Here is a 17,989-nt window from a genome sequence, read left to right as displayed (position 1 = left end):
AAGATAATTCTTTACATCGCAACTCTGAAAAAGTGACTTTCCTATGGCAATGAGTGAACAAACCCAGCCTGCGGCGGGCGCGGCTGCATCGACCACTAAGGCTCGTACATCATTTGGTATTTTAGGCGCAATCAGCCTCTCACATCTGCTGAACGACATGATCCAATCGCTAATTCTGGCGATTTATCCGCTGCTTCAGTCAGAGTTTTCCCTGACGTTTATGCAGATTGGGATGATTACCCTCACCTTTCAGCTCGCCTCTTCGCTGCTGCAACCGGTAGTCGGCTACTGGACAGATAAATACCCAATGCCATGGTCATTACCGATTGGCATGTGCTTTACCATGAGCGGCCTGATACTGCTGGCGCTGGCGGGTAGTTTTGGCACGGTTCTGCTGGCGGCGGCGCTGGTCGGTACGGGTTCGTCGGTCTTTCACCCGGAATCTTCCCGCGTGGCGCGTATGGCGTCTGGTGGACGTCATGGCCTGGCGCAATCTATCTTCCAGGTGGGCGGTAACTTTGGCAGTTCGTTGGGACCATTGCTGGCGGCGGTCATCATCGCCCCTTACGGTAAAGGCAACGTTGCATGGTTTGTGCTGGCGGCGTTGCTGGCTATTGTAGTTCTGGCGCAAATCAGCCGTTGGTACTCAGCACAACATCGGATGAGTAAAGGCAAACCCAAAGCAATAATAATCAATCCACTGCCGCGTAATAAGGTCGTACTGGCTGTTTGCGTGCTGTTAGTGCTGATTTTCTCGAAATATTTCTATATGGCGAGCATCAGCAGCTATTACACCTTTTATCTGATGCAAAAATTCGGATTATCCATCCAGAATGCCCAGCTTCATCTGTTTGCCTTCCTGTTTGCCGTCGCAGCGGGTACGGTGATTGGCGGGCCTGTCGGGGATAAAATTGGTCGAAAATATGTAATTTGGGGCTCTATCCTCGGCGTTGCGCCGTTTACGCTGATTTTACCCTACGCCAGCCTGTACTGGACGGGGGTTTTAACGGTAATTATTGGATTTATCCTCGCCTCGGCGTTTTCTGCCATTCTGGTCTACGCTCAGGAGCTACTTCCGGGGCGTATAGGCATGGTTTCTGGACTGTTTTTCGGTTTCGCTTTCGGTATGGGGGGGCTGGGTGCTGCGGTTCTGGGGCTTATCGCCGACCATACCAGTATCGAGTTAGTTTATAAAATCTGTGCTTTCCTTCCACTTCTTGGTATGTTGACCATATTCTTGCCTGATAACCGGCATAAATCCTGATTTCCAGGCAGCCAAAGGTAAACTTTGGCTGCCTCATTTTACAGTAGCCATAAGCCTTTCCTCTTCCTGCACCTTATCACTTTTCCGATCCGTGCCTTTTTTGCGGTTAATTCCATTTTTCTGCAAAATTCAACAATTATTCATAAACATCAACAATGAAATTGTCATAAACTATTACCTGTAATTTTGGTTTTCCCAGCCAAAAATGGACAACAACCACCAGGAACAGGAGACGGAATGCATCACGCCACCCCGCTTATCACCACCATTGTTGGCGGCCTTGTGCTCGCTTTTATCCTCGGCATGATTGCTAATAAACTGCGTATTTCTCCTCTGGTGGGATATCTGTTAGCGGGCGTGCTGGCAGAACCTTTTACTCCAGGGTTTGTTGCCGACACCAAACTGGCACCAGAGCTGGCGGAGCTGGGCGTTATTCTGCTGATGTTCGGCGTCGGTTTGCATTTTTCGCTCAAGGATTTGATGGCGGTAAAGTCCATCGCCATTCCCGGCGCGATCGCCCAGATAGCGGTAGCGACGTTGCTGGGTATGGCTCTTTCTGCCGTGATCGGCTGGTCGTTAATGACTGGCATCGTGTTCGGTTTGTGTCTTTCTACCGCCAGTACCGTGGTACTGCTGCGTGCGCTTGAAGAACGGCAGTTAATAGACAGCCAGCGCGGGCAAATCGCCATCGGCTGGTTGATTGTGGAAGACCTGGTAATGGTTCTGACGCTGGTGTTGCTGCCCGCAGTGGCTGGAATGCTGGAACAGGGCGACGTGGGCTTTGCGACGCTGGCGGTTGATATGGGAATCACCATCGGCAAGGTGGTGGCATTTATCGCCATTATGATGTTAGTGGGTCGCCGTCTGGTGCCGTGGATTATGGCGCGAAGCGCAGCAACCGGTTCGCGAGAACTGTTTACCCTGTCGGTGCTGGCGCTGGCATTAGGCATTGCTTTTGGTGCGGTAGAACTGTTTGACGTCTCCTTTGCACTCGGCGCATTCTTCGCCGGGATGGTGCTAAATGAATCCGAACTTAGCCACCGCGCGGCGCATGATACACTGCCATTGCGCGATGCGTTTGCGGTGCTATTTTTCGTCTCCGTTGGGATGCTATTTGATCCGTTAATTCTGATTCAGCAACCGCTGGCGGTGCTGGCAACGCTGGCGATTATTCTGTTTGGTAAATCGGTCGCGGCGCTGTTCCTCGTTCGGTTGTTTGGTCACTCCCAGCGTACGGCGTTAACTATCGCCGCCAGCCTCGCGCAAATTGGTGAGTTCGCGTTTATCCTGGCGGGGCTGGGGATGGCATTAAATTTACTGCCGCAGGCCGGGCAAAACCTGGTACTGGCAGGCGCGATCCTGTCTATTATGCTCAACCCGGTACTGTTCGCGCTGCTGGAAAAATATCTGGCAAAGACCGAAACGCTGGAAGAACAGACGCTGGAAGAGGCTATCGAAGAAGAGAAGCAGATCCCGGTGGATATTTGCAACCATGCGCTACTGGTTGGCTACGGTCGTGTAGGCAGTCTGCTGGGCGAGAAATTACTCGCCTCTGATATTCCGTTAGTGGTGATTGAAACATCACGAACCCGCGTCGATGAACTGCGTGAGCGTGGCGTTCGCGCGGTACTGGGCAACGCGGCGAATGAAGAGATTATGCACCTGGCGCATCTGGAGTGCGCAAAATGGCTGATTCTGACCATTCCTAACGGTTACGAAGCTGGCGAGATTGTGGCCTCTGCTCGCGCCAAAAACCCGGATATTGAGATTATCGCCCGCGCCCATTATGACGATGAGGTGGCGTATATCACCGAACGTGGCGCGAATCAGGTGGTGATGGGTGAACGTGAAATCGCCCGTACTATGCTGGAACTGCTGGAAACACCACCGGCTGGCGAGGTGGTGACGGGGTAATACATTAATGTCGCCATTGCCGGATGCGATGCTGACGCATCTTATCCGGCCTACGCGTGCCATCTTCCGTAGGTTGGATAAGGCGTTTATGCCGCATCCGACTGTCATTGGTTCGATGGCTTAACGATCCCAGTAAGACTCTTCCAGGCTGTCTTCTCGCTCCGGCAGACCGCGCGTTAAGCGTGGTGAATGCTGGTTCAGTACCTGATAGCTCACACGGTTAGCATATTTACACACCTGTGCTAACGACGAATAAGTCAGCCAGGTGAATTTATGCTTGCTGGAATTTGGCACGTTAGTGCGGTGATAGCTATTGGCGGTAATGTCATGCAACAACGCGGCCAGCGCACCGTCTCCGGCACCATTGGTGTTCATGATTTTTTCTGGTCCGCCCATGTACGGCGCAATGTGCGAATAGACACGCAGCGGATTCTGGCAATCTTTATGACGCATAGCGCGGCTAAACTCATACTGGTTAAATTCCGCGATAGCGCCCGGCAACAGCGGATGCTGGGTTTTGCGTTTCGCTTCGTCTTCCGTAAAGCCCGCCATATACAAGCCGATGGGCCCGGCGGTGCACAGCACCAGATCAACCCAGTCCAGCGCCTTATCAGATGCCAGCAGCGGATCGCTCTCTCCAGTCAATGCTTCGGCTTCTTCTTCGTTCATCGCGAGGATGGAGACGTGCTCTTTGAGGAATTGCTGCCACCATTGCGGATTCTCGGCGATGACAAATTTAGTACCCAGCGTTAGCACCACCGGTACGTTGTATTTCTTCGCGTACTCAATAGCTTTCATGGTCGCTTCCGGCATCGGTTCACCCGGCTTGCAACGCACCAGATAGGACGTTAATACCAGCGCCGACGCTCCGGCGATAACATCTTCCGGAATGCTTTCTGCCCGTAATTGGTTCATATGACCTGGACTGATAGCAAAGGTACGTTCGCCAGACTCGCCAATCAGCGTAAAGCAACGACCAATCGGGCCATCCACGCCCTGCAGATAGTTAAGATCGGTACGGCTGGATGTATTGCACAAGTAACGATAGGCGTAGCTGCCAATTTCAATATTGCTGCACATCACGCCCAGCAGCACCGAACGGTCGTCTGCCAGTACAGAATAGTTGTGCATGGTATTGCCAATAGTGCCACCTGCGAACTGATGAGTAATCAGGTTTTTCTGTTTCAGCTCCTGATAAAGTGCTTCAGCAACATCATCTTCAATGACCAGTGAATGCCCGGCGCTTAATCCATAACGTTCAATAAAATCGTCTTCCACTTTGGCTTCAATATCCACCAGCGTCTGGTCGATACCGACCACCCAGGCTGCGCTGGTTTCGTTTTCTGGTTGGATTTGCTGCAACAGCGGATCGCGTGCATTTACGGGGAAGTAATGTTTGGATTTACGTTTGCCGGGAAATTTCATGGTTGTTTTTACGGGTGGTTAACTGAGCGGCGAATGTTAACACAATCATGCCTGAACGCGCGAGACGCAGGCTGTTTCAATATCAGCCGGCGGGATCGCATTTTCATGAGAGATGTTCTTTACAATGACGCAATTTGAAAGGAGTTTTTGCATGAAGCCGGAAAACAAACTACCCGTGCTGGAGCTAATCTCTGCCGAAATGAAGGCGGTTGTTAATACTCTTCAGCCCGATTTACCGCCCTGGCCCGCAACGGGAACGATTGCCGAACAACGCCAGCATTACACGCTTGAGCGCCGATTCTGGAATGCTGGCGCTCCAGAAATGGAAACCAGAGCTTACGCGGTTCCGACAAAATATGGTCAGGTAGAAGTACGGCAATTTTGTCCGAACCCGGATAGCCCGGCGACGCTGTTTTATCTGCATGGCGGCGGTTTTATTCTCGGCAATCTCGATACCCACGATCGCATTATGCGCCTGCTGGCAAAGTACACCCAGTGTACGGTGATTGGTATTGATTACACCCTTTCGCCTGAAGCGCGTTTTCCGCAAGCGATAGAGGAAGTCGTGGCTGCCTGTTGTTACTTCCACCAGCAGGCGGGCGATTATCAGATCAATATGTCACGCATTGGTTTTGCCGGTGATTCCGCTGGCGCCATGCTGGCGCTCGCCAGTGCTTTATGGTTGCGTGATAAGCAGATCGATTGCGGCAAAGTTGTGGGCGTTTTGCTGTGGTATGGGCTTTACGGATTACGCGATTCCGTGACTCGCCGTCTGTTGGGCGGTGACTGGGATGGCTTAACGCAACAGGATTTGCAGATGTATGAAGAGGCGTATTTAAGCAACGAAGCAGACCACGAGTCGCCGTATTACTGCCTGTTTAATAACGATCTCACTCGCGATGTGCCCCCCTGCTATATCGCCGGTGCAGAATTCGATCCGCTGCTGGATGACAGTCACCTGCTTTACCAGACGTTAGCGGCGCATCAGCAGCCCTGTGAGTTCAGACTCTACCCAGGAACGCTGCACGCCTTTTTGCATTATTCACGGATGATGAAAACCGCCGATGATGCTCTTCGCGACGGCGCTCAATTCTTTACCGCTCAGCTTTAGCGATACGCTGCAACAAGATTAGCCATCATTTCGATATGTTCCGGCGTGGCATTAAGCGCCGGAATATATTCGTATTTTTTACCGCCTGCACCGAGGAAGACTTCACGGTTTTGCTCGGCAATCTCTTCCAGTGTTTCCAGACAATCCGCAGCAAAGCCCGGACACATCACCTGAATATGGCCGACACCTTTTTCTCCCAGCATTTTCAGCGTTTCGTCGGTATAAGGCATCAACCAGGGTTCCCGACCAAAGCGCGACTGAAAGGTCATCATCACTTTTTCCGGTGCCATTCCCAGCGCAGAAGCCAGCTCGCGGGTCGTTGTGCGACAACGTTGCGGATAATCATCGCCTTCATCCGCATAACGCTGGGGAATACCGTGATAAGAGAGTAAAAGTAAATCTGGTTCGCCATGTTTGGCAAAAGAAGCACGAACACTGTTCGCCAGTGCATTAATGTAATCGTGGTTATCGGCATAATCGCGAATAAACGATATCCCCGGAATGCTACGTTTGCGCGCCAGAATACGTGCCAGTTCATCCCATACCGCACCGACCGTTGAACAGGAGTATTGCGGGTAGAGCGGCAGCACCACGATATGATCAACATGTTCAGCCAGTAGTTCATCTACGGCGCTTTCCAGCGATGGCGTGCCGTAGCTCATTCCCAGCGCCACGGGCGTATCCGGTAAACGTTGTGCCAGCGCCTGTTGTTGCTGGCGGCTGTAAACCATCAGTGGCGAACCACCTTCCATCCAGACAGAGGCATACAGCTTCGCCACACGCGGCGAGCGCAGAGGCAAAATCACGCCGCGCAGCAATGGCCACCACAACAGCCGTGAAGTATCGACTACGCGTCTGTCGCTTAAAAATTGTTTCAGGTAGCGTTTTACCGCTTCAGGAGTGGGGGCATCGGGCGTACCCAGGTTTGCCAGCAGGATACCGGTTTTAGTTTGACGCATTACCGCCTCTTATCGATTCAACTTGTTGATAATTGTAGCGGAAAAGTGAGGAAGAAGAACTAATTGCTGTGAGAGGTATTGCCTGAGGAGGATGAGCAGACCTGCCCGAAAGCAGATCTGCTGCAACTTGATTAGCCGAGGATTTTTTCCAGAGCCGCGCGAACTTCAGCAACCGGTTTGGTGCCATCGACTTTTGCGTATTTGGTGTTGCCCGCTTCCGCTTCTTTAGAGTAGTAGCCGATCAGCGGTGCAGTCATCTGATGGTATTCAACCAGACGTTTACGCACGGTTTCTTCCTGATCGTCTTTACGGGTAGTCAGTTCTTCACCGGTAACGTCGTCTTTGCCTTCGACTTTCGGCGGATTGAATTTAACGTGATAAACACGACCAGACGGCGCGTGAACGCGGCGGCCTACGATACGGTCAACAATCAGTTCGTCCGGTACGTCAAACTCCAGAACGTAGTCAACGTTGATGCCCGCTTCTTTCATCGCGTCTGCCTGCGGAATGGTACGCGGGAAGCCGTCAAGCAGGAAACCGTTACGGCAGTCTTCCTGAGCAATGCGCTCTTTAACCAGCGCGATCACCAGTTCGTCGGTGACCAGTTTGCCAGCATCCATAATGTCTTTTGCTTGTTTACCCAGCTCGGAGCCAGACTTGACCGCAGCACGCAGCATATCGCCAGTGGAGATTTGCGGAATACCATATTTCTCCATGATGAACTGAGCCTGAGTCCCTTTCCCCGCGCCCGGAGCGCCAAGCAGAATGATACGCATTGCGAAAATCCCCTTAAAATGTGTCGAATTTTTTGAAAAAGCGATAAACGATACCACCATCAGGCGATTGCCTCAAGAAAGGCACCTGGGGCTGAAACGGTTAAGGGGGAGATAATTTGCGGAAAGTGCAGATAATGAAAAGAAAAATGCCGGATGACACGAAGGTCATCCGGCACCACATTCAGCTGTATGCCGGATAAAATTCATCCGGCATTACATCAGGAAACCAGCAGCTGGTTCATACGACGAATAAACAGGTTCGGATCTTCCAGCGTGCCGCGTTCTGCCAGCAGCGCCTGATCCAGCAGCAGTTCTACCCACTCGCTGAACTTCGCTTCATCTTCAGTATCTGCCGCACGTTTCACCAGTACGTGATCCGGGTTCAGTTCGAAGATGTATTTCACTTCTGGCACTTTCTGGCCCGCCGCAGCGAACAGTTTCGCCATCTGGGTGCTCATTTCGTCCGCATCAGTAGACACAATCGCTGGCGTATCGGTCAGACGGTGAGTCAGACGGACATCTTTCACACGCTCGCCGAGCAGGGCTTTCACACGGTCGATAAACGGAGTCAGTGCTTTCTCCGCTTCTTTCGCGCTCTCATCAACTTCGTCAGCCAGTTTTTCCAGCGACTCGTCAACTTTGGACACAGACTGGAACGGTTTACCGTCGAACTCAGTCAGATAGTTCATCATCCACTCATCGATGCGGTCGGAAAGCAGCAGAACTTCGATGCCTTTCTTACGCAGCAGTTCCAGGTGCGGGCTGCTCTTCGCTGCCGCGTAGCTGTCTGCGGTGATGTAGTAGATTTTCTCCTGCCCTTCTTTCATGCGGGAAACGTAGTCTTCCAGAGACACGGTTTGAGCAGAAGAGTCGGTATGAGTAGAAGCAAAACGCAGCAGTTTGGCGATCGCTTCCTGGTTAGCGAAATCTTCCGCCGGACCTTCTTTCAGTACCAGGCCAAACTGTTGCCAGAAGGTCTGGTATTTTTCCGCGTCGTCTTTCGCCAGTTTTTCCAGCATTTGCAGTACACGCTTGGTCAGCGCATTGCGCAGGTTACGCGTTACTGTGCTGTCCTGGAGGATTTCACGGGAAACGTTCAGCGGCAGATCGCTGGAGTCAATCAGACCACGCACGAAGCGCAGATAGTTCGGCATGAACTGTTCTGCGTCGTCCATGATGAACACACGCTGGACGTACAGTTTCAGGCCGTGTTTATGATCGCGGTTCCACATATCCCACGGAGCCTGGGACGGGATGTACAGCAGGCTGGTGTACTCTTGCTTACCTTCAACTCGGTTATGGCTCCAGGTCAGCGGATCGTTAAAGTCGTGGGCGATGTGTTTGTAGAACTCTTTGTATTCTTCATCGGTGATTTCCGACTTGTTGCGAGTCCACAGCGCCTGCGCTTTGTTGATTTTCTCCCAGGAAATAACGGTTTCGCCGTCTTTCTCTTCGCGTTTTTCGATCTCTACCGGCAGCGCGATATGGTCGGAGTATTTGCTGATGATGGAACGCACGCGCCAGTCATCGAGGAATTCATCCTCGCCTTCGCGCAGATGCAGGGTAATTTCAGTACCGCGATCTTCTTTGGTGATATCGGCAACGGTGTATTCACCTTCGCCCGCCGATTCCCAGAATACGCCGTTTTCTGGTTTTTCACCTGCCGCACGGGTGCGCACGGTCACTTTATCGGCCACGATAAACGCAGAGTAGAAACCAACACCAAACTGACCGATCAGCTGGCTGTCTTTCGCCTGGTCAGAACCCAGGGATTCGAGGAACGATTTGGTGCCGGATTTAGCGATAGTCCCCAGATGGTCGATCACTTCGTCGCGGGTCATCCCCACGCCGTTGTCGGAAATAGTCAGCGTGCGCTTGTCTTTGTCGAAAGAGACACGAACGCGCAGTTCGCCGTCACCTTCGTACAGATCCGGGTTAGAGAGCGCGCGGAAACGCAGCTTGTCCGCCGCATCGGAGGCGTTAGAGATAAGCTCACGCAGGAAGATTTCTTTATTGGAATAGAGAGAATGGATCATCAGATGCAGAAGCTGCTTCACTTCTGACTGAAAACCACGAGTTTCTTGTCCTTTCATGTAGGTCTACCTCAATAATGCCATTTTAAGGTTAAAAACAGGATGAGGGAGAGATGGGGACAAGGAGGAATAATTTCAAGCGAGAGCAGGTGATCCTGCTCTCGTTTGCTTAAAAACGAATCTTATGACGCCCGGCAAGTGAGTGCGACAGCGTGGTGCCGTCGACCATTTCCAGTTCGCCGCCAACCGGTACGCCGTGGGCAATACGGCTGGCTTCCACGTCATATTGCGCGCAAAGCTCGGCAATGTAGTTAGCGGTAGCTTCACCTTCAACCGTGGGGTTGGTGGCGAGGATCACTTCAGTGATTTTTTCCTCTGCCAGACGCTGTTCCAGACGATCAAGCCCGATATCATCCGGTCCGATGCCATCCAGCGGTGACAGGTGCCCCATCAACACAAAATAACGACCGGAAAACTGCCCGGTCTGCTCAATGGCGTAGATGTCCGCCGGACTCTCCACCACGCAGATTTGACCGTTTTCCTGACGACGCGGGTTTGAACAGATGTTACAGACTTCCTGCTCAGTGAAGGTGCGGCAATCGGCGCAGTGACCGATTTCCGACATCGCCCGGGTGAGCGCCTGCGCCAGACGCATCCCGCCGCTACGATCGCGCTGAAGCAGCGTGAACGCCATACGCTGCGCCGACTTCGGGCCAACGCCCGGCAGACAGCGCAGTGCTTCCATAAGCTGTGTTAACAGCGGGCTGGTTTGCATCAGAACGGCATCTTAAAGCCAGGCGGCAGCTGCATTCCGGAGGAAACAGAGGCCATTTTTTCTTTCTGAGTTTCTTCGATACGACGTGCTGCATCGTTGAATGCCGCAGCCACCAGGTCTTCCAGCATCTCTTTGTCGTCTTCCAGCAGGCTTGGGTCGATCTCAACGCGACGGCAGTTGTGTGCGCCGTTGATGGTCACTTTAACCAGACCTGCGCCGGATTCGCCGGTCACTTCCAGCTTCGCGATTTCTTCCTGCATCTGCTGCATTTTTTCTTGCATCTGCTGGGCCTGCTTCATCAGGTTGCCCAGACCGCCTTTACCAAACATAGGTTTCTCTCTCAATCACGTTAAGGATGACGATCGTAAGCTGTGCTTACGATCAAATGGGGCGGATACTTTCTTCATCCAGCTCCGCATCGAAGAATCGACGCAGGGTCTGGATATTATTATCCGCAATAATGGACTCGCGCGCCTGCGCAAGTTTTTCTTCGTATATCGCCTGACGCCACTCCAGCGGCGTACGCACAGCTGGATTATCATCTTCAACGATAGTCAGTTCAACCGTTGAGCCATTTAACGTACTCAACGCTTCAGCCAGTTTTTGTTGTGCACCGCTGTTATTCAAATGACGCTGAGAGGAGCGCAAATGCAGACACACCGTGTTGCCGTTCTCCTCTTTCCAGGCATTTAACGCCACCTGTTCGACCAGTTTTGGTAGCGAAAGTTGGCTCACCTGTGCTGCCCACGGATCGCGCTCAATGGCTTCTGCCGCCAGCTTCGCCGCCAGCTCTGGCGTTTTTTCATGTTCCAGCGCCTTTTTCAGCGCCTTTGGCGTGGCGACCACTTCTTTTTGTTGCATCACTGGGGTGGTAGCCTTCCAGCGATACGCTTCTTTTTTGGCTGGCGCTTTTTCCAGCGCCGATGGTGCCGGACGCGACTGAACGCGATCGGTGACCGAAGCCAGTCTTTCCAGCGCAGCGTTATTCACCGGCCGCGCGCGGGTAGCGGCTGCCGGTTCACTCTTTTTTGCTTTGGTTGCTCCCTGTGCGCGCTGTAGTTGCTGGCGCGCCGCCAGCACCTGGCTGGTGGTTTCTGAGAGCGGAACGGTCGGTGCCTGCTGCGGCGCTGATTGCGGCTGTGGCGGCACCTGCATTGGTGTCATTACCGCCGTCGGCGCGACTGGCGCAAAGGACTGGCGCGGCACTTCCGGTTCGGGTAGCGGCATACGCGGATGGAACGCCAGCGCGCGCAATAGCGTCATTTCAACGCCCATGCGTCTGTCTGGCGCATACGGTAATTCTTTACGACCAATCAATAGCGTCTGGTAGTAAAGCTGAATATCTGTTGGCGGTATGGTGCGTGCCAGTTCACGCATCCGCAGCTCAATGGCGGCCATATCATTGCCAAGCGCAGCAGGCGAAAGCTGTACCATCGCAATGCGGTGCAGCAGGCCGAGCATTTCCACCAGCAACGCTTCCCACTCGATACCACGGGCAGCGGCTTCGTTAATCAGCGCCATTACACGCTCGCCGTTGGCTTCCACCATCGCTTCGACCAGCGACAGCGCCTGATCGTCGTCGAGCGTACCGAGCATCGAACTGACCGCCTGGGTCGAAACCTGACCATCACCGCTGGCAATCGCCTGGTCAGTCAGACTTAACGCGTCTCGCAGGCTGCCTTCAGCGGCGCGCGCCAGCAGTTGCAGCGCCCGAGGCTCGTGGGCGATATGTTCTTCGTTGAGAATGTGCTCAAGCTGATGACGAATTTGCTCGACATCCAGCGCCTTGAGATGAAATTGCAGGCAGCGCGACAAAATCGTCACCGGCAGTTTCTGCGGATCGGTGGTTGCCAGCAGAAACTTCACATGCTCTGGTGGCTCTTCAAGGGTTTTTAACAGTGCGTTGAAGCTGTGGCGCGACAGCATATGCACTTCGTCGATCAGATAGACTTTAAAGCGACCGCGCGCTGGCGCGTACTGAACGTTATCCAGCAGGTCGCGGGTATCTTCGACTTTGGTGCGCGAGGCGGCATCGATCTCAATCAGATCAACAAAGCGCCCCTGTTCGATTTCGCGGCAGTTATCGCATACGCCGCACGGCGTCGCGGTAATACCTGTTTCGCAGTTTAGCCCCTTCGCCAGCAGTCGGGCGATAGAGGTTTTTCCGACGCCACGGGTGCCGGAAAAAAGATAAGCATGATGAATACGCCCTAACGACAAGCCGTTCGCCAGTGCGGTCAGCACATGTTCCTGGCCGACGACGTCAGCAAAGGTTTGTGGGCGCCATTTTCGGGCTAAGACCTGATAACTCATTGGCAGGCTCTGAAACGCTGGAAGGTGGATTCACGAAGGGGTAATGCTAACACAGCCCCGTCAGAACGGCGAGGCTGAATGTACATCTTGTGCTGCCCATGGCGCGGGCTGTCGAAAATTAGTGGCCCGGGAACGGGACAAGGCTATAACAGGTAATGCCTTGATTTTCGAGACGCTGTTCACCGCCGAGGTCGAACAGATTAATGATGAATGCAGCGTCAGTGACTTCACCGCCCAGACGACGGATCAATTTCACTGTCGCCTCAATGGTGCCCCCAGTTGCCAGCAAATCGTCGACTACCAATACTTTGTCACCAGGTTTAATGGCATCAACGTGGATTTCCAGCTTATCGGTGCCGTATTCCAGTTCGTAAGTTTCGCTGATGGTTTCGCGCGGCAGTTTGCCCGGTTTACGTACCGGAACAAAACCTACGCCCAGACCCAATGCTACCGGAGCACCAAACAAGAAGCCACGTGCTTCGGTGCCGACAACTTTGGTAATACCCGCATTTTTGTAACGCTCAACCAGCAGGTCGATGCTGAGAGCGTAAGCTTTCGGGTCTTCCAGTAAGCTGGTGACATCACGGAACAGAATGCCGGGTTTTGGGTAGTCCTGAATGCTTTTGATGCTATTTTTGAGATACTCAAGCTGCTGTGCAGTCGCGGTCATAAGTGTATGCCTGCTTGTTACGGTGGTACTCACGGCGCGTTTTAAACGTATCAAAAGTAACTTTTGTTTAACCTTTGACCGCCTGCGCCTGTGCTCGAAAACGCCAGAATGTACTGGCTGTGGGCGATAATTGCAACAGCGATTGTTGTGCTTCAGTGCTTTTCTTGCTTTTCATCAATCACTGGGATTCGCCACATAAAAATCAGCAAACAAGTGAGGATCACCAGCAACAAAATGCGTACCCACGTCATATGCACAAACCACAGTGAAATAGCAAAAGTCACGAGTATCAATAAAATCGCCCGTGGTTTTGCGCCACGCGGCATTGCATGGTATTTCTGCCAGAAGCGTAAATAGCTACCAAACCATGAGCGATACAGCAGCCAGGCGTGAAAACGCGGGGAAGAGCGGGCAAAGCACCAGGCAGCCAACAGGATAAACGGCGTAGTCGGTAATACCGGTAATACCACCCCCAGCGTACCCAACACTACCGCCAGCCAGCCAATGATGATTAAAATGATTCGTTGCATATTGAGTGTTGTCAGCTTACAGAGTGGCTACTTTAGCATAACAATTATCATTTTCATTGAGGTCTTATCGTGAAAACGACCCTGCTGCTGGAAAAACTGGAAGGTCAGCTCGCCACGCTGCGCCAGCGTTGTGTCCCGGTGGCGCAGTTCAGCACGTTAAGCGCCCGTTTCGACAGGCATCTTTTTCAGACTCGCGCGACAACGTTACAGGCTTGTCTCGATGAGGCGGGCGATAACATGGCTGCGCTTCGTCACGCAGTCGAACAGCAGCAGCTGCCGCAAGTAGCCTGGCTGGCAGAACACCTGGTCGCCCAACTGGAAGCGATTGCCCGTGAAGCGGCATCCTGGTCACTGCGCGAGTGGGACAGCGCGCCGCCAAAAATTGCCCGCTGGCAACGAAAAAGGATTCAACATCAGGATTTTGAACGGCGATTACGTGAGATGGTAGCGGAACGTAAAGCCCGTCTGGCACAGGCAACCGATTTAGTAGAGCAGCAAACGCTGCATCGTGAAGTAGAAGCCTACGAAGCGCGTCTGGCGCGGTGTCGCCATGCGCTGGAAAAAATCGAAAACAGGTTAGCGCGTTTAACCCGCTAACAATGGAGAGAGTATGTCACTGGAAAATGCCCCTGACGATGTCAAACTGGCCGTCGATTTAATTGTGCTGCTGGAAGAAAATCAGATCCCAGCCAGTACCGTGCTGCGCGCGCTGGATATTGTAAAACGTGATTATGAAAAGAAATTACAGAACGATGATGAGGCTCAAAGCGAAAAATAAATGGGGCGGCTAAATGCCGCCCCTTTCGTTATTACCCTACCGCAGGCGTCGGATCGTCGCCTTTGTAGTCTCGTTTCACTTCCGTCACTTCATCGCCCTTCTCGTTATGCAGATGCACTTCAAGTTGGTTAAAGGCAATGTTGATGTCGTTTTCACGGCACAACTGATCGATAGTACGGTTCAGTTCATCGACAGTACGGCTACGGTCGCGCAGTTCACGAACGTACAGGCGCAGCTCGTGATCCAGCGTGCTGGCGCCAAACGCAGTAAAGAAGACTTCCGGCATCGGTTCGTGCATCACCCTTGGATGCTCAGTCGCTGCCTGAAGCAGGACTCTGCGTACTTTTTCCAGATCAGAACCGTAAGCCACACCCAGACGGATCACCAGACGAGTGGTGGTGTCGGTTAACGACCAGTTGATCAGACGCTCGGTTACGAACGCTTTGTTCGGGATGATCACTTCTTTGCGATCGAAGTCCGTAATAGTCGTTGCACGAATACGGATCTTACTGACCGTTCCGGAGAAAGTACCGATAGTTACCGTATCGCCAATGCGCACCGGACGTTCGAACAGGATGATCAAACCAGAAACGAAGTTACCGAAGATCTCTTGTAAACCAAAACCCAGACCTACAGATAATGCCGCAGCCAGCCACTGGAGTTTATCCCATGACACACCAAGCGACCCAAACACTGTCATCGCACCAACGGCAATGATGATGTAGTTAAGGATGGTGGTAATGGCGTACGACGCGCCCTGGCGCATGTTCAACCGCGAGAGCACCAGCACTTCCAGCAAACCAGGCAGGTTGCGGATCAGCGCCCAGGCAACCATCGATGCGATAATCGCAAACAACAGACTGCCCATAGTGACGCTTTTCACCACCGCAGCCCCGGCTTCAGTGCCGTTGTAATGCCACAGTGTGATGCTGTCGAGATAGCTGAACACGGTGATCAAATCGGACCAAATCGCCCAGAACATCAAACCAAACAGTGCAAACATCAGCAGCATGGTAATACGCAGCGTCTGCTGGTTAACCTGCTCCAGTGCAATGGTGGGTTCTTCCGGCGGTTCGGCGCCTTCAGCCCCCTCTTTCACCAGATTCTGCCGACGCGCCAGCGCACGGCGCCAGGCGATACGCCGTGCCGCCACGCTTAATCCGCGCAGTACGGTCTGGTACAGCAGGTTCCAGATGATCACCAGATAAACGGTTTCAATCCAACGCCCGGAGAGGCGCAGCGTGGTGTAGAAATAACCCGTGGCGGTCAGCACCATCAGCGCAATCGGGATAATCGACAACACGGTAATGGTGACCAGACGCATGGTGTGCGACTCTTTATCACGCCAGCTTTCGCGGCACATCGGCCACACCAGAAAGGCAATCAGCAGCAGGTTGAAGAAAATCATCGCCTGTCCCAGTACATCATCCATCAGATGCAGTGGGGAGAGTTCTGCCACCACAGACCAGAAATGGATCGGCAGCAACGCGAGGCTGATGCGGACAATTTGCCGACGCCAGTGGCTGGTCTGCTGTTCCGGCATACCAAAGTGACGAACAGCAACGCCATTTTTCTCCAGCACCTTCCAGCACAGACCAAATACCAGCCAAAAAATCGCCAGTTTTTTGCTGAACGACCACAGTAGTTCACTGATGTTGAGCTGCATGGTGAGCAGAATTAAACCGACGGCGAGAATAATCAGACACACCGGCAGCGCGCGGATCAGATCGATAAGGATCGCTTTTGGTGTGTTGAGCTGGCTGTCGTTACGCAGGGAACCTACGGCGGAAGCCAGCTTTTGTTGATACGCTTTCAGCCATCCCAGACGCCAGTGAATTAACCCGGCAATCAGCAGCAGCGGTAAACCTGCGAGGAAAGCGATAAAGACGGCAGGCCAGGCTTTTTCCCAGTTCACCGTAATTTTCATTGACTTGAATTCATCCTGCAGCGTTTGTGGGAACGCTTTAATCCAGTCCCAGTCCATCGGGCGGTTACTGTTCACCCAGAAAATCTGCTGGGTCAGGATGGATTTCAGGTTTTTCGATACGCTCATTAACTGTTGCTGGTTGATTTGCAGGTTAATGGCCATCATGAGTTGGTTGCCCAACTGTTTGTTAAGCTGATCCAGCAATTCGCGACGCATATCAACTACTTGCAACAATGCGTCACGAACTTCATCGTTGACTTCATTCGCATGACCCTCTTCCAGTTTGGCGACATAAGCATCGCTCTGGAAGAGTGCGTCACGCTGCTGGTTCACTTCGAACTGTTCGAGACGCAAATCCGCAATGCGGTTGGTCATATTTTCCAGTTCGTCCGCCGAGGGCAGCGTTTGTTGTTGCTGATAAAGAATACGTGACAGCAGCAGGCTGCCCTTCAGGACAGAAATCTGCTCTTTGATATTGCGTTCCGATTGCAGCGCCCGCTCCAGCCAGTTTTTGACTTTGATGTTTTGCTGCATCAACAAATTGCCGTTTTCAGTGGCGCTAATCAGACGCTGACTTAACTGCTGGTTAATTTCCAGCTCTTGTTTCACCAGCGGATTAGCCTGAATACGCGCAGCTTCGTCCGGCGTTACCGCTTCCTGCGCCGTTTTTTCAGTTAATGTCAGACGCTTGCTGTTCACCGCCTCCTGCAATAGTTGCAGTTCATGTTCCAGACGAGTGCTGTTCGCCGTCACGTAATCGCGTTGCTTTTGCAGGGTATCCTGTAAGACAGTGTTCCCTTCAAGGCTTTTACGTTGCTGGTCAATCTCGGCATTCAACAAAGCCTGCTGCGCCTGCATCAGCACTTTCTGGCTGGGACGTAAGGCTGTCTCACCGACTTCCGTGCCATCCAGGCGGCTGCGAATTTGTTGCAGCTGCTGTGAGGCGGTATACATCGCATTTTGCACGCGTTCAGGCTGCGTCTGTAAAGAAACTAACTGGCTGTTATAAGACGCCAGATCGTTTTGTGCGTTTTGCAAATCGTCCAGCGCCTGAGCAACGCGAGTTTCCAGTTGGCGCAACGAAAGCGTGCTCAGAATTTTGCGCGTTTCGTCGTCGTTGTCCACATCGCTAAGTGCGGTTAACGCTGCGGTCGCCTGGCGCATTTTTTCTGGCGCTTCAGCCACTTTTTGTCGTAACTGAACCGTCTCTTCTTTTACGCGATCGATTTTATCGAGAGTGGCTAATGTGTCTGTCAGATCCTGCTGAACCAGTTTGTCCTGAGCAGAAAGATCTTTTTGTTTATTAAGCGAGTCAAGTTGTGCCTGTAGATCCGCTTTCGTCGGTAGATCACCATTCGATGACGCCCGCGCAAAGGCCGTGTTCTGGCATAACAAGACCAAAACAAAAGCAATAAATGCTGAAAAAACAAAATGCCGTGATCGTTTGTAATACTGGAACATAGTCATGATGAATGAAGGTTTCTGAACCTGAAGAACGACCTGAAATAGTCAAG

General features: G+C 52.6%; 15 protein-coding genes and 1 other annotated feature. Of the genes, 5 read left to right on the top strand and 10 right to left on the bottom strand.

Annotated features, from left to right (window positions below):
* Positions 1-43: 43 nt before the first annotated feature.
* Both fsr and ybaL read left to right on the top strand, forming a co-directional pair.
* A complete protein-coding gene (fsr, locus tag BEG40_RS00365; protein ID WP_001251623.1) occupies positions 44-1,264 on the top strand; it encodes a fosmidomycin MFS transporter in 1,221 nt (406 codons plus the stop codon).
* A 237-nt stretch (positions 1,265-1,501) separates the two neighbouring features.
* On the top strand, positions 1,502-3,178 hold the full coding sequence (gene ybaL, locus BEG40_RS00360; protein WP_105284673.1) for a YbaL family putative K(+) efflux transporter: 1,677 nt from the start codon (positions 1,502-1,504) through the stop codon (positions 3,176-3,178).
* Positions 3,179-3,298: 120 nt separating this feature from the next.
* Here ybaL and gsk read toward each other — a convergent pair whose 3' ends face one another.
* Entirely contained in the window at positions 3,299-4,603 is a 1,305-nt protein-coding gene (gene gsk, locus BEG40_RS00355) for an inosine/guanosine kinase (RefSeq protein ID WP_000671589.1), read from the bottom strand.
* Positions 4,604-4,754: 151 nt separating this feature from the next.
* Here gsk and aes point away from each other — a divergent pair, with 151 nt between their 5' ends.
* Positions 4,755-5,714, top strand: a complete 960-nt coding sequence (gene aes, locus BEG40_RS00350) for an acetyl esterase (RefSeq protein ID WP_105284672.1) — start codon at positions 4,755-4,757, stop codon at positions 5,712-5,714.
* Here the strand turns inward: aes and hemH are convergent.
* From hemH to BEG40_RS00300, 8 genes are all read right to left on the bottom strand, one after another.
* A complete protein-coding gene (hemH, locus tag BEG40_RS00345; RefSeq protein ID WP_001250102.1) occupies positions 5,711-6,673 on the bottom strand; it encodes a ferrochelatase in 963 nt (320 codons plus the stop codon). The two genes, aes and hemH, sit on opposite strands and share 4 nt — an antisense overlap.
* A gap of 131 nt (positions 6,674-6,804) precedes the next feature.
* Complete coding sequence (gene adk, locus BEG40_RS00340; protein ID WP_001313630.1) at positions 6,805-7,449, bottom strand: adenylate kinase; 645 nt, start codon at positions 7,447-7,449, stop codon at positions 6,805-6,807.
* 218 nt (positions 7,450-7,667) lie between these two features.
* Positions 7,668-9,542, bottom strand: a complete 1,875-nt coding sequence (gene htpG / locus BEG40_RS00330; RefSeq protein WP_000678201.1) for a molecular chaperone HtpG — start codon at positions 9,540-9,542, stop codon at positions 7,668-7,670.
* A gap of 109 nt (positions 9,543-9,651) precedes the next feature.
* Positions 9,652-10,257: a recombination mediator RecR gene (gene recR / locus BEG40_RS00325; RefSeq protein ID WP_001195025.1), complete on the bottom strand. Its 606-nt coding sequence runs from the start codon at positions 10,255-10,257 to the stop codon at positions 9,652-9,654.
* Positions 10,257-10,586 carry a YbaB/EbfC family nucleoid-associated protein gene (locus BEG40_RS00320; protein WP_001515903.1) on the bottom strand — a complete coding sequence of 110 codons (330 nt, stop codon included), beginning with the start codon at positions 10,584-10,586 and terminating at the stop codon, positions 10,257-10,259. Before BEG40_RS00320 ends, recR begins: the two co-directional genes overlap by 1 nt.
* A gap of 52 nt (positions 10,587-10,638) precedes the next feature.
* A complete protein-coding gene (gene dnaX / locus BEG40_RS00315; protein ID WP_021550354.1) occupies positions 10,639-12,570 on the bottom strand; it encodes a DNA polymerase III subunit gamma/tau in 1,932 nt (643 codons plus the stop codon).
* Positions 11,242-11,306: a sequence feature (DnaX frameshifting element), on the bottom strand. Its footprint overlaps the gene before it by 65 nt.
* Positions 12,571-12,688: 118 nt before the next feature.
* Positions 12,689-13,240, bottom strand: coding sequence for an adenine phosphoribosyltransferase (gene apt / locus BEG40_RS00310; protein WP_001515901.1), 552 nt, complete (start codon positions 13,238-13,240; stop codon positions 12,689-12,691).
* Positions 13,241-13,392: 152 nt separating this feature from the next.
* A complete protein-coding gene (locus BEG40_RS00300; RefSeq protein ID WP_001188909.1) occupies positions 13,393-13,770 on the bottom strand; it encodes a DUF454 family protein in 378 nt (125 codons plus the stop codon).
* Between the two features lie 69 nt (positions 13,771-13,839).
* On the opposite strand from BEG40_RS00300, the gene priC reads away from it, so the two are divergent.
* On the top strand, positions 13,840-14,367 hold the full coding sequence (gene priC / locus BEG40_RS00295; protein ID WP_000858964.1) for a primosomal replication protein N'': 528 nt from the start codon (positions 13,840-13,842) through the stop codon (positions 14,365-14,367).
* 13 nt (positions 14,368-14,380) lie between these two features.
* Positions 14,381-14,548, top strand: a complete 168-nt coding sequence (gene rsmS, locus BEG40_RS00290; protein WP_000051150.1) for a pleiotropic regulatory protein RsmS — start codon at positions 14,381-14,383, stop codon at positions 14,546-14,548.
* A gap of 31 nt (positions 14,549-14,579) precedes the next feature.
* On the opposite strand, the gene mscK is transcribed toward rsmS, so the two are convergent.
* Complete coding sequence (gene mscK, locus BEG40_RS00285; protein WP_105284671.1) at positions 14,580-17,942, bottom strand: mechanosensitive channel MscK; 3,363 nt, start codon at positions 17,940-17,942, stop codon at positions 14,580-14,582.
* Positions 17,943-17,989 lie beyond the last annotated feature (47 nt).

The sequence above is a fragment of the Escherichia sp. MOD1-EC5495 genome (assembly GCF_002965965.1).
GTDB lineage: Bacteria > Pseudomonadota > Gammaproteobacteria > Enterobacterales > Enterobacteriaceae > Escherichia > Escherichia ruysiae.
The sequence above is the reverse complement of the archived record's forward strand: the minus strand, read 5'-3'. Positions and strand labels throughout refer to the sequence as shown.

Bases quoted from the DNA above. Each gene is read 5' to 3' on its own strand.
- mscK (WP_105284671.1), bottom strand. From the start codon at position 17,942: ATGACTATGTTCCAGTATTACAAACGATCACGGCATTTTGTTTTTTCA.
- BEG40_RS00320 (WP_001515903.1), bottom strand. From the start codon at position 10,586: ATGTTTGGTAAAGGCGGTCTGGGCAACCTGATGAAGCAGGCCCAGCAG.
- apt (WP_001515901.1), bottom strand. From the start codon at position 13,240: ATGACCGCGACTGCACAGCAGCTTGAGTATCTCAAAAATAGCATCAAA.
- htpG (WP_000678201.1), bottom strand. From the start codon at position 9,542: ATGAAAGGACAAGAAACTCGTGGTTTTCAGTCAGAAGTGAAGCAGCTT.
- BEG40_RS00300 (WP_001188909.1), bottom strand. From the start codon at position 13,770: ATGCAACGAATCATTTTAATCATCATTGGCTGGCTGGCGGTAGTGTTG.
- ybaL (WP_105284673.1), top strand. From the start codon at position 1,502: ATGCATCACGCCACCCCGCTTATCACCACCATTGTTGGCGGCCTTGTG.
- dnaX (WP_021550354.1), bottom strand. From the start codon at position 12,570: ATGAGTTATCAGGTCTTAGCCCGAAAATGGCGCCCACAAACCTTTGCT.
- recR (WP_001195025.1), bottom strand. From the start codon at position 10,257: ATGCAAACCAGCCCGCTGTTAACACAGCTTATGGAAGCACTGCGCTGT.
- fsr (WP_001251623.1), top strand. From the start codon at position 44: ATGGCAATGAGTGAACAAACCCAGCCTGCGGCGGGCGCGGCTGCATCG.
- adk (WP_001313630.1), bottom strand. From the start codon at position 7,449: ATGCGTATCATTCTGCTTGGCGCTCCGGGCGCGGGGAAAGGGACTCAG.
- hemH (WP_001250102.1), bottom strand. From the start codon at position 6,673: ATGCGTCAAACTAAAACCGGTATCCTGCTGGCAAACCTGGGTACGCCC.
- rsmS (WP_000051150.1), top strand. From the start codon at position 14,381: ATGTCACTGGAAAATGCCCCTGACGATGTCAAACTGGCCGTCGATTTA.
- gsk (WP_000671589.1), bottom strand. From the start codon at position 4,603: ATGAAATTTCCCGGCAAACGTAAATCCAAACATTACTTCCCCGTAAAT.
- aes (WP_105284672.1), top strand. From the start codon at position 4,755: ATGAAGCCGGAAAACAAACTACCCGTGCTGGAGCTAATCTCTGCCGAA.